The sequence below is a fragment of the Mycobacterium sp. E802 genome (assembly GCF_001666875.1).
Classification (GTDB): Bacteria; Actinomycetota; Actinomycetes; order Mycobacteriales; family Mycobacteriaceae; genus Mycobacterium.
In genome coordinates this window covers 1-11,679 of the sequence record NZ_LZJD01000014.1, presented here as the reverse complement: position 1 = coordinate 11,679, position 11,679 = coordinate 1, and the positions used below count along the sequence as shown (strand labels likewise).

The following is an 11,679-nucleotide window of genomic DNA, read 5'->3' as shown; positions in this document are numbered from 1 at the left end:
CCGGTCGGCCCGTGGCCGCGTTGCTGACCCAGGAAGCCAGGCCCGAGCAGTCGGTGCCCGCCGGGGAGTCTCCACCGGAGATGTACGGCGTGCCCGATACCTGCTGGACCAGCGCCATAAGCGTGGCGATAGCAAACATGGCGCCGGACGCTAGCAGAGCCGTTTTCGACCGGGCAAAATATGTGACTCCGGTTACAACCGGTTGCGGTTATGGAGTGCTTCACGCATCGACGGATTGAGTGTGGCTGTCCGCGCATGCAATTCGGTTGCCAAGGTGCAGTGCCTCTACGCCGGTTGGCATGCGATCTGGTAATCGTCCAATAGTGCTGTGGCACTGGATGTATGCGTCTATGTTGCGAGCGGTCACCAGCTGTCACGCGCCGACGTTGTTTATGAATATCGTTGGTATTACGTCTTTTTCATTGCAGGACCGGATACCTGCACTTTTTGCCCCGCGCCCCGGTCCCAGGCCGGGCGTGGTGCGGTGGTCTCGCTGCGCGCCCAGGCTGGACGCGATGGTTTCGGCAACGTACGGACCGCCTTGGGCGGTGGCTGGATCGTGGCAGTGGTATCCCGGCGATCGGGCTTATGGCGTGCGCCGGGCGCCGTCTGACTCGTTGACAGGCAGCCGACGGGCTGCATAATTACGAGGGGCAGCCACCGGGCTGCGTGTCAGGCGATGGAGCGATCATGGACACGGTATTCAAGGCGTTGGCAGACCCGAGTCGGCGGTTGCTTCTCGACAGCCTCAATGGCCGCGACGGCCAGAGCCTGCGCGAGTTGCGCAGTGGTTTGGCGATGGCCCGCCAGTCGGTCAGCAAGCATCTGGCGGTCCTGGAGGCGGCGCATCTCGTCACCACGGTGCGCCAGGGCCGAGAGAAGCTGCACTACCTCAACGCCGAACCGATCAACGCCATCGCGGAACGCTGGATCGACCGCTACGACACCGCCAGGGAGCAGACCGCCATGGATCTCCAGGTGGTGTTGGAAAGCGCTGTCGCGTCGGCCGGCTTCGAATACACCACCTACATCCGCACTACTCCCGAACGGCTGTGGCAGGCGATCACCAGTCCGGCCCACTCCCGCGGCTACCTGGGGTATGCCATGGAATCCGAGTGGCAGCGCGGCTCGTCGTACATCTGGGTCGAAGGGGGACATCGCATCGACGATCCCGAGCAGGTGATCGTGGAATCGGATCCTTACCAGCGGGTGGCGTTCACCTACCCTGCGTTCACGCCCGAGCTGGACCAAAATGCCTCACAGCTGAGCGAGGAAAACATTGCCCTGGCCGCCGTCGAGCGCCGGTCGCAGGTGTCCTTCGACATCGAAACCGTCGCCGATCAGGTGAAGCTCACCCTGATCCACGACGGTTTCGATCCGAACAGCATTGTCCGAGAGGTGATTTCGCAGAGTTGGCCGTTCAAGCTGGCCAACCTCAAGTCAGGTCTGGAGCAGGCTGACTAGACCAGAGAGTCCTGCGGATCGCGCTGCACGGGGGTCGGCCACGGGGCCGGAATGGGACGTTGCCGCACCTGTTGCGGCCACCAGAACCACTTGCCCAACAGAGCCGCGATGGACGGGGTCATGAATGAGCGGATCACCAGGGTGTCGAACAGCAGACCCAGGCCGATCGTGGTGCCCACCTGGCCGATCACCGCCAGCTCGCTGACCGCCATCGACATCATGGTGAACGCGAACACCAGGCCGGCCGAGGTGACCACCGACCCGGTGCCGCCCATGGCGCGGATGATGCCGGTGTTCAGACCCGCGTGTATCTCCTCCTTGAACCGGGAGACCAGCAGCAGGTTGTAGTCCGCACCGACGGCCAACAACACGATGACCGCCATTGCGATCACCATCCAGTGCAGTTCCAGCCCGATCAGGTGCTGCCAGATCAGCACCGACAATCCGAACGACGCGCCGAGTGACAGCACGACGGTGCCGACGATGACAGCGGCCGCCACCACGCTGCGGGTGAGGATCAGCATGATGATGAAAATCAGGCAGAGAGCGGCGATTCCGGCGATCAGCAGGTCGTAGTTGGCGCCTTCCTGCATGTCCTTGAAGGTGGCCGCGGTGCCGCCGAGGTAGATCTTGGAACCTTCCAGAGGCGTGCCCTTGATGGCTTCCTTGGCGGCGTTCTTGATCGCGTCGATGTGGGAGATGCCCTCGGGGCTCATCGGATCGCCTTCATGGCTGATGATGAACCGTACCGCGTGCCCGTCCGGGGACAGGAACATCTTCATGCCGCGCTTGAAGTCCGGGTTCTCGAAGGTCTCCGGCGGAAGATAGAACGAGTCGTCGTTCTTGGAAGCGTCGAACGCCTGGCCCATGGCCGTCTGGTTCTCCATCATCGCTTCCATCTGATCCTGCAGACCGCCCATGGTGGCCTGCATGGTCAGCATCATGTTCTTCATGTTCTTCATGGTCGTGATCATCGGCGGCATGATCGTGAGCATCTGTGGCATGAGCTCGTCGAGGCGATCCATGTCCGGCATCATTTTCTGAATGTCGTCGGTCATGGTGTCGATGCCGTCGAGGGTGTCGAAGATCGACCGGATCGACCAGCACATCGGGATGTCGAAGCAGTGCGGTTCCCAGTACAGGTAGTTGCGGATCGGTCGGAAGAAGTCGTCGAAATCCGCGATGTGGTCCCGCATCTCGGCCACGTCGGCGACCATCGTGTGCATCTTGCCGACCATGCTGTGGGTGGTGTCGGACATCTCCCCGACGAGCACCAGCATCTGCTCCATGGTGTCGACCGTGGTCTGCATCTGATCGGCCATGACCAACATGTCTTTCATGCGGTCCTGCATGTACTTCATGTTCATCATCTGCGTGGTGCCCTGCATGCTGATCTGGAACGGGATCGAGGTGTGCTCGATCGGCGTTCCCTGCGGGCGGGTGATGGCCTGGACCCGAGATATGCCGGGCACCTGGAAGATCCGCTTGGCGATCCGGTCGACGACCAGGAAGTCCGCCGGGTTACGCAGGTCGTGATCGCTCTCGATGAGCAGCAGTTCGGGGTTCATCCGGGCCTGGGAGAAGTGCCGGTCGGATGCGGCGTAGCCGGTGTTGGCCGGTAGATCGGACGGGAGGTATTTCCGGTCGTTGTAATTGGTCTGGTACCCGGGCAGCGTCAACAGGCCGACCAGCGACAGCGCGATGGTGGCGATCAGGATCGGCGCCGGCCAACGCACCACGGCCGCACCGATTTTGCGCCAGCCGCGGACCCGCATGGCCCGTTTGGGCTCCAGCGTCCTGCCGAACCGGCTGGCCACCGTGATGATGGCGGGTCCCAGGGTCAGTGCGGCGATCACCGCGGTGACCATGCCGATGGCCAGCGGGATGCCCAGGGACTGGAAGTACGGCAGCCGGGTGAAGTGCAGGCACAGCGTGGCGCCGGCGATGGTCAGGCCCGAGCCCAGCACCACATGCGCGGTGCCGTGAAACATCGTGTAGTAGGCCTGTTCTCGGTCTTCGCCGACACTGCGGGCCTCTTGATATCGCCCGATCAGGAAGATCGCGTAGTCGGTCGAGGCGGCGATGGCCAGCGTCACCAACAGGTTGGTGGCGAACGTGGAGAGCCCGATGATGTTGTAGTACCCCAGGAACGCGATCACGCCGCGTGCCGCCGAGAGTGACAACACCACCATCACCAGGGTGAGGATCACCGTGACGATGGACCGGTAGACCAACAACAGCATGATGATGATGACCGTGAAGGTCAGCGCCTCGATGATGCGCACGCTGCGGTCACCGGCGATGTGTTGGTCGGCGGCCAACGCCGCAGGGCCCGTCACGTACGCCTTGACGCCGGGCGGTGGCGTGACGCTCTCGACGATCTGCTGGACCGCCTCGACGGATTCGTTGGCCAGCGCCTCACCCTGGTTACCGGCGGTGTAGACCTGCACGTAAGAGGCCTTGCCGTCGGCGCTCTGCGCGCCCGAGGCGGTCAGCGGGTCGCCCCAGAAATCCTGGACATGCTCGACGTGCTTCTCGTCGGCCTCGAGCTTGTCGACGATCTCGTCGTAGTAATCGTGGGCCTTGATGTCCAACGGCTGCTCGCCCTCGAGGACGACCATCACCGAGCTGTTGGACTTGAACTCCTGGAACACCTCGCCGACGCGCTTCATCGCGATCATCGACGGCGCCTCGTCGGGGCTCATCGACACCGAACGCATCTTCCCGACCTCTTCGAGCTGCGGGACGATCACGTTGAGGACGGCGATCAGCGCGACCCAGCCGATGATCAGCGGCACCGACAGGCGCCGGATCCACTTGGCGATGCCACTGTGCCGAGCGGGCTGCGGCCCGGTGACCGGGAACGAGTCCGTCGGGGCGTCGTAATTGCTCATGCAGATTTCACCAAGCAGAAGGTCTGGGCATTCACGCCATTGGAAGTTCTCTCGTCTTTGACTTCGTCATCGACGGTGATGCGGCAGCTGATGGTGTCGCCGTTGCCCTGGGCGACGATGTTCGGGAACACCGACGGGGCGGTGGACTCCAACCGCAGCGTCCAGGGCAGGGTGACCCCGTCGATGCGCTGGGGCTGGGCGTCGAGGTCGAGATAGTTCACGTCGGCGTAGGCGCCGGGCTCGCCGTAGATCTCATAGACCACGACCTTGGGGTCGAACGGCTTGGTGTCATCGACCTTGGCGCTGGAGATGCCCGAACCGTCGCCGGCACCGAAGAACGTGCGCACCCGCATCACCGTGAAGCCACCCACCACGACCACCGCGGCGATGATCAACGGAATCCAGAACTTCTTGGCCAGGCTGGTCAGCGAAAACTGTTTCCGCCGAGGGCTTTTCGTCGCGTTGGTCATCGTGAAATGGCACCGGTCCGTCGGTTGTGGGCGAGGTGGGCAACGAGCAGGCCGGACGCAGTCGACACATCGAGGCCATGGCAGCCCAAGGGGGAGTGCCCGTATGCCATGTTCACCTCGAAACGTCTCGCCGTCTAGCCGAATGGCTAACTAAAACTTAGCGAGATATTAGCTTATTTAAATGAGTCACAAAACGGTGACACCGCCGTGGCGCACCCGTCGCCGCGCATGGTCGGCACCGAGCGACCGACTTTGCCACATGGCACGCGCGACGAGGTCATCCAGTCACGACGCATTGCCCGCGGCGGCCCTGATCGGCGGCCTCGACACCGATTGTGATGGAGCTAACGGAATGAGGAAGGGCTCCACCGCCGGGTTACCGGCGACGAAGCCCCTTCCGAGTCGAACCTGTGAACTAGTGCCAGTCCCAGACGGACATGTCGTCGGGCGGGTAGTTCATGCAGATGTCGGTGGTGTTGGCCGCGACACCCTTGTTGTTGAAGAACAACTTGGCCCAGTTCGGCCAGCGCCACGCCATGTTCTCGAAGAAGGCATTGGTGGCGGTGTTCTCGGAGTACTGCCGGCGGCCGGCGTAATCCATGGAGAAGAACCAGTGGATCCGATCCCGGGCGCCCTGCTGATCAGCGGCAGGCTTGTTGTTGTAGTCGATCATGTACCGCTCGTAGTACACCGGCTCGACGTCGCGGGCCGCGGCCATGATCTGCTCCGCCGTGCACGGGGTGCGCAGGATGCGGTTGGGAATCGGGTAATCGTCGGTGGCATCGGCCGAGGCAATGCCCGCGCCGGTCGCCAGGCTACCGACGACGGCGCATGCGGCCACGCCGGTGCGGAAGAGGTTTTTGACACTCTTGTGGTTCAACATGTCGCTCCAAAAATCTGGGATCGGCCTCGGGAATCAGACTACGACGGCTTGGCGGCCTGTTCGTAGATAAAGCGCTGATCGGGGCAGTAGTAGTTGATGGCGGTGCCGAGGAACTGCCACGCCTGGGCCGGTGAACTGTCGCGCGCCAACTGATCGCCCACGAACTTGACCGAGTCCTGCGCATTGTGGTCGACGCCGTTGTGCAGCCGCTTGCACATGATCTTGGCGATCCAGGCGTTGTAGTCACGCTGGCCGTAGATGCCGAACGTGTGCAGTTCGTTGGCGAAATCGGTGTCGGGATCGGCATGTGCGGGAGCGGCGAAGGCGATAGCCGCCGCGGCACCAAGTGCTGCCAGGCCTGCAAGCTTCATGCGGTGAATCTTAGCCCATCTAAGCCTGATCTTTGCGTGCAGTTCGTCATCTGATTGCCCACACAAGGGGAACATTCTGCTCGGCGCTGGTCAGCGAACCGTGGTGGCCGATCAACGCCGACTCCAGCGGTTCGGCGTTTCGTCGCAGCAGCGCGGCGCGGCCACGGGCGGCGGCCACGACATCGCCGATGCGCGCCCGGACGTCGTCACGAACTCGAGGACCGAACCAGCCCGCGGCGATGGCTTCCTCCCGCGCCATCACCCACGCGGAATCGGACAGCGTCGAGCGCCAGGCCGCCAGCACGTCGTCGGCCGCGCCGGGGGAGGCGTACACGTGACGGGCGCGGGCCTCGCCACCTACCGCGGCTACCCCGGTGCGCAGCGGTTCTGACTCGTCGACGTCGACCACGGCGGCTTCGTCGACGGCGACCATCCCGTGATCGGCCACCACGGCGAGCAGACACTCCGAGGGCAGCGCCTCCAGCACCGACCCCACCAGGCGGTCCACCTGTCGCAGCTGCATGCGCCACGGTTCCGACCCGGGTCCGTAGAGGTGGCCCATCTGATCGAGCTCGGCGTGGTATCCGTAGCAGAATCCGCCACCGGCCACGGCCGCCGTGACGCGGGCGGTGAGATCGCCGAGAGCGTGCACCCCGACATACCGTCCGCCGCGCAACACCGCCCGGGTCAGGCCCGAACCGGCGTGCACCGCCCCCGAGACGACCGACACGGCCAAACCCGCGGCCTCGGCGCGTTCGAACGTGGTGGGCAGGGGTTGAACTCGTTCGGGCACCACGCGGTCGCGCAGGTCCGGTCCCCATGGCTGTGGCCGCCAGCGCAGCGCGTTGATCACGTCGACGTCCGGGCCGGCCTGGGGCACCCGGAAGGTGTAGCCGACGAAGCCGTGCTCACCGGTCCGGCAACCGGTGCCGATCGCGGCCAGACCGGCCGCGGTCGTGGAGGGGAACCCGACGCTCAGCGTCTGGTGGCTCGTCGAGGCGGCCATGGCGGTCAGAACGGGCGCGTCGGCGGCGTGGGCGGCCAGCAACTCGGCACCCAGGCCGTCGATCAACAGCACGCATGCTCCGCGTATCGGACCGGGCCAGGTGATCCGCGCATCGAAGCCGGCCACACCCATCGCGGCGAGCACTGAGGGGACGACATCGGCCAGATGTAGTGCGGCGGGGTCGGGATGTGGGGCTTCCACCCGGTGAGCGTGTCACAGATCGCCGCGTCGCAAGTGGGCCCGGCCACTTCGTCGCACCCGGTACCCTCGGTTTCCATGAAGTCGATGAAAGCCGCGATCCTTGCTGCCGCTCTGGTGGTGGGCGCAGGTGGGGCGTTCAGCGGCGTCGCCAGTGCCGATCCGGAGACACCCGCACCCGCTCCGGCCCCCGGGCCCACGCCCACCGGCCCAGCCCCGGGTCCGGCTCCGGGCCCGGCCGTGGCGGCTCCGGCCGCTCCGGCCCCAGTTGACCCGGCAGCCCCCGCTGCGGCGGCACCTGGTGGTTCCGCGACGAGCATCGACCATGACGGCCTCTTCATCGTCGGTACCGACATCCAGCCGGGCAACTACGCCTCGGCCGGCCCCGTCGAGGGCGGTACCTGCTACTGGAAGCGGATGGCGGATCTGCACGGCGGGGACATCATCGACAACGCCTTCAGCAAGAAGCCGCAGGTGATCACGATCGACCCCACCGACAAGGCCTTCAAGACGAGCGGTTGCCAACCGTGGCAGCTCACTGACGCCGCCCCCGATACGCCGCCCACCGGCGACATCCCGGCATTGATCGCGCAGGCCAAGCTCCGCGCCTGGCTCAACACCCTCAACAACAACGCCCGCAATTACGACGGGTCACAGGTGCCCATGCCCTGACCGCGGGTGTCGCTCTGCGCCCTCCCGCGATCGGCTGACACGCCCGGCCTGCGCAGGCCTCGACGTCGGCGGTGATGTTCGCCGCTTCGGCAATTGCTTTGCTGCGCAAGACCGTCCGGGACGTCGTCAGGTCGCTCGCGGCGGCTGTGCAGGATGTGCACAGCACATCGCACCCGCGCACGCTGCTAGTCTGCGAACGCTGCCGGTTGCGGTGACGACGTGACGAATCAGCTTGAGTGGATACGGAAAAGGTGTTGTGCGCGGCGCTGAAATCAAGGCCCTGACGGGACTGCGCATCGTCGCCGCGGTGTGGGTGGTGTTGTTCCACTTCCGCCCCCTGCTCTACCAGGTCGCCCCCGATGTCACGGAGGCCCTTGCTCCGGTGCTCGACTGTGGCGCCCAGGGCGTGGACCTGTTCTTCATCCTCAGCGGATTCGTGTTGACCTGGAACTACATCGACCGGATGGGGCCGAGCTGGGACACCAGGGCCACATTGCATTTCCTGTGGCTCCGGTTGTCGCGGGTGTGGCCGGTGTACCTCGTGACGCTGCACCTGGCGGCGCTGTGGCTGATCTTCACCCTCAACGTCGGGCACATCCCGCCCGAAGACACCAGCGGCTACAACGCCGTGAGCTATGTACGTCAGCTGTTCCTGGTCCAACTGTGGTTCCAGCCGTACTTCGACGGCAGCAGCTGGGACGGGCCGGCGTGGTCGATCAGTGCCGAGTGGTTGGCCTACCTGCTGTTCGGAGCGCTGATCCTGGTGGTTTTCCGGATCGCACGCGCCACCCGGGCCAGGAGCCTGGTCCTGCTGGCCATCGCCGCCTCGGTGCCCCCGGTGGTGCTGTTGATGGCCACCGGCCACTTCTACACCCCGTGGAGCTGGTTGCCGCGAATCGTCATGCAGTTCACCGCGGGTGCCCTGGCGTGTGCGGCGGTCCGCAAGCTGCATCTGACCGATCGCACCCGCCGGCGCGCGGGTTACCTGTCGATCGTGTTGGGCGGCGTCACCGTGGGTGGGCTGTACTTCTTCGACGCGCACCCGATGAACACCATCGGTGATGCCGGTGGGATCGTCGACATCCTGTTCGTCCCGCAGGTGGTGGCGCTGGCGGTCGGTGTCGGCAGCCTGCCGGCGCTGCTGTCGACCCGGTTTCTGGTCTACGGCGGTCAGATCTCGTTCGGCCTCTACATGGTTCACGAGTTGGTCCATACCGCGTGGATCTGGACCACCAGGCAGTTCGAGCTGACGCTGACGCCGACGCTCTCGGGGAAAGCCACGGTGCTCGCGCTGTTGGCCATCTCACTGGTCGGGGCGATCGTGCTCTATCACGTCGTGGAGGAGCCGGCCCGACGGTGGATGCGCCGAATGGTCGACATCAGGCCCGTCGACTCGGGCAGCACGAAACTGCACCGGGTCGACACCGAACCCGAGGGCTCCACCGAGGTCCCGGCCCGCGCGGGCTGAGTGTTGTAACTATCCAAACCCAGTGCGCGACAGGTTGTTATGCCCTTGTTATCGGTGTGTCACCGGCCGCCTATCTACCGCCCGGGTTCACCCCATAGGCTGTTCGTCGAATCGCGGCACGGGATGAATGCGTCTCGCCGGCAGTGGAGGTTGCAGTGAGTCGTCTGACCACTTTCATCGTCTCACTCGGCCTTCTGGTCGGGCTGTTCGCGCAGGTTTCGCCGCAGCGCTACGTCACCTCCGGATTGGATCCGCAGATCAGCCACATAGCGGTCATCGGTGACTCGTACACCACGGGCATGCCCGCCGAGGGCGGTATGGGACCGAAGAACTGGGCGCCGTTGGCCTGGCAGAAATTGGCGCAACGCGGCGTGCAGGTCGATGCAGACGTGGTGGCCGAAGGCGGTGCCGGTTACGTCGCGCGCGGCAACCGCGGCAGCATCTTCGCCGACCTGGTGCCCCGGGCCGTGCGCCCCGACGACGCGTTGATCGTCTTCTTCGGGTCCCGCAACGACGATCGCGCTGATCTGGGCGCGGTCACCCGGTTGAGCCACGACGCGCTGACGATGGCGCGGCAGGCCGCGCCTGCCGCGCGGATGCTGGTGATCGGGCCGCCGTGGGTGAACGCCGATGTGCCGCCGAACCTGTTGGGCGTGCGCGACATCCTGCGGGATGAGGCCGAGCAGGTGGGAGCGACCTTCGTCGATCCGATCGCCGACCGGTGGTTCTTCGATCACCCGGAGTTGATCGGGGCCGACGGTATCCACCCCACTGATGCCGGCCACGCGTACATGGCCGACAAGATCGCGCCGCTCATCGGCAAGGAGCTCCCGCGTTGGGTGTGAGCCCGACGGCTCAACCTGCCGACGTGGTGCGGAATCTGTCCCGGTAGGCCTTCGGCGACACTCCCAGATGGTTGACGAAGACCCGACGCAGGGTCTCGGCGCTGCCGAACCCGGCCAGCCGGGCCGTGTCGCCGACCTGTCGCCCGGCGTCCAGGGCGGCCCGGGCCACGTCGATGCGCACCATCTCGACGTAGCGTGCCGGTGTGGTGCCGAGCTCGGTCCGGAACAGCCGAGTTAGCTGGCGGGTACTCAACGACGCAAGGGCGGCAAGGGATTTCACGCTGTGGTCGGCGGTGGGATCGGCGGCGACGGCGTCGGTCACCTGACGTAGCGTCGACTGGGCGGGCGCGTCCGACTCGACCAGCGTGGAGAACTGGGACTGACCGCCGGCGCGTTTGAGATAGACCACGAGTGAGCGCGCGACGTCACGCACCAGATCGGCCCCGTGATCCGACTCCACCAGGGCCAGCGCCAGATCGATGCCCGCCGACACCCCGGCAGACGTGTACACGTTTCCGTCCCGCACGAAGATGGCGTCGGGTTCGACCGAGATCGTGGGATAGGCGCGCGCCATGAGGCGGGCATGGCGCCAGTGCGTCGTGGCCCGGCGTCCGTCGAGCAGACCCGCCTGGGCCAGGATGAACGACCCCGTGCAGATCGAGGCCAGCCGTCGGGTTCGGGCCGGCATGTCCCGCAGAGACGACACGAGCGCGGTGTCGATCGGCCGCCCCACCAGATCGTCTCCGCCCGAGACCAATACGGTATCCACGCCGTCGATCTGGTCGATCCGATCGGTCACCGCGAATGTCGTGCCGATCGACGTGGTGACGTCGGCGCCGTCGACCGAGGCGATCCGCAGGCGGTAGTCGGCGCCGAACCGGTTGGCCTCGGCGAACACCTCGGCGGGACCGGCGGCATCCAGCAGTTTCACGCCGTCGAAGACCACGATCGCGATCTCGCGAGGCTGTCCGGCGTGTGCCATCCGCTCATTGTGTCGCTTCTTGTGGGAAATGTGGCGCATCGGCCATGGGTCTGCCGGTCAACCGCGTCCGAGACTGGCTACATGAGCATTTCACTGACCAACAACATCGCCGAGATCGAACTGCCCGACACCCCGTTGGTGCGTGACGTCACCGAGTACATCCGTGACGTCGAGGACGACCTTCTGTTCCATCACTCACGGCGGGTGTTCTACTTCGGGGCGCTGCACGGGCGGCGTCGGGGCCTGCAACCGGACCTCGAATTGTTGTACGTGGGCGCGATGTTCCACGACATCGGTCTGACCGAGTCCTACCGGACGACCTCGCAGTTGCGGTTCGAGGTCGACGGTGCCGACGCCGCCCGGGATTTCCTGTTGCAGCGCGGCGTCGACGAGGTCGCCGCACGGAAGGTGTGGCTCGGGATCGCC

At 65.4% G+C, this 11,679-nt stretch carries 11 protein-coding genes and 1 pseudogene; 5 read left to right on the top strand and 7 right to left on the bottom strand.

Annotation, left to right across the window (positions count from 1 at the left end; translation table 11 throughout):
* A pseudogene (locus A5699_RS29785) lies at window positions 1-139 on the bottom strand (C40 family peptidase); the annotation flags it as partial.
* A 551-nt stretch (window positions 140-690) separates the two neighbouring features.
* Between A5699_RS29785 and A5699_RS02215 the strand changes: the two are divergent.
* Window positions 691-1,464, top strand: coding sequence for a metalloregulator ArsR/SmtB family transcription factor (locus tag A5699_RS02215; protein ID WP_067764720.1), 774 nt, complete (start codon window positions 691-693; stop codon window positions 1,462-1,464).
* On the opposite strand, the gene A5699_RS02210 is transcribed toward A5699_RS02215, so the two are convergent.
* The 5 genes from A5699_RS02210 to A5699_RS02190 all read right to left on the bottom strand — a co-directional run bounded on the left by A5699_RS02210 (window position 1,461) and on the right by A5699_RS02190 (window position 7,289).
* Window positions 1,461-4,358, bottom strand: coding sequence for an RND family transporter (locus A5699_RS02210; RefSeq protein WP_067764717.1), 2,898 nt, complete (start codon window positions 4,356-4,358; stop codon window positions 1,461-1,463). The genes A5699_RS02215 and A5699_RS02210 overlap by 4 nt on opposite strands.
* A complete protein-coding gene (locus A5699_RS02205; RefSeq protein WP_067764715.1) occupies window positions 4,355-4,828 on the bottom strand; it encodes an MmpS family protein in 474 nt (157 codons plus the stop codon). Before A5699_RS02205 ends, A5699_RS02210 begins: the two co-directional genes overlap by 4 nt.
* A gap of 415 nt (window positions 4,829-5,243) precedes the next feature.
* On the bottom strand, window positions 5,244-5,711 hold the full coding sequence (locus A5699_RS02200; RefSeq protein ID WP_067764712.1) for a DUF5078 domain-containing protein: 468 nt from the start codon (window positions 5,709-5,711) through the stop codon (window positions 5,244-5,246).
* Window positions 5,712-5,749: 38 nt separating this feature from the next.
* Entirely contained in the window at window positions 5,750-6,082 is a 333-nt protein-coding gene (locus A5699_RS02195; RefSeq protein ID WP_067764709.1) for a DUF732 domain-containing protein, read from the bottom strand.
* A 46-nt stretch (window positions 6,083-6,128) separates the two neighbouring features.
* The gene (locus A5699_RS02190; protein WP_067764705.1) at window positions 6,129-7,289 is read right to left on the bottom strand and encodes an alkaline phosphatase family protein; all 1,161 of its coding nucleotides are present in this window, start codon (window positions 7,287-7,289) and stop codon (window positions 6,129-6,131) included.
* A gap of 75 nt (window positions 7,290-7,364) precedes the next feature.
* On the opposite strand from A5699_RS02190, the gene A5699_RS02185 reads away from it, so the two are divergent.
* The 3 genes from A5699_RS02185 to A5699_RS02175 all read left to right on the top strand — a co-directional run bounded on the left by A5699_RS02185 (window position 7,365) and on the right by A5699_RS02175 (window position 10,271).
* Complete coding sequence (locus tag A5699_RS02185; protein WP_067764702.1) at window positions 7,365-7,958, top strand: hypothetical protein; 594 nt, start codon at window positions 7,365-7,367, stop codon at window positions 7,956-7,958.
* A 256-nt stretch (window positions 7,959-8,214) separates the two neighbouring features.
* Window positions 8,215-9,426, top strand: coding sequence for an acyltransferase (locus A5699_RS02180; RefSeq protein ID WP_067764699.1), 1,212 nt, complete (start codon window positions 8,215-8,217; stop codon window positions 9,424-9,426).
* A gap of 155 nt (window positions 9,427-9,581) precedes the next feature.
* A complete protein-coding gene (locus tag A5699_RS02175; RefSeq protein ID WP_067764726.1) occupies window positions 9,582-10,271 on the top strand; it encodes a GDSL lipase in 690 nt (229 codons plus the stop codon).
* A 10-nt stretch (window positions 10,272-10,281) separates the two neighbouring features.
* Here the strand turns inward: A5699_RS02175 and A5699_RS02170 are convergent, their stop codons facing one another.
* Window positions 10,282-11,292, bottom strand: coding sequence for a GlxA family transcriptional regulator (locus A5699_RS02170; RefSeq protein ID WP_369806644.1), 1,011 nt, complete (start codon window positions 11,290-11,292; stop codon window positions 10,282-10,284).
* A 42-nt stretch (window positions 11,293-11,334) separates the two neighbouring features.
* Between A5699_RS02170 and A5699_RS02165 the strand changes: the two genes are divergently transcribed.
* The coding region (locus A5699_RS02165) for an HD domain-containing protein (protein ID WP_157561046.1) at window positions 11,335-11,679 on the top strand (345 nt) is incomplete at its 3' end.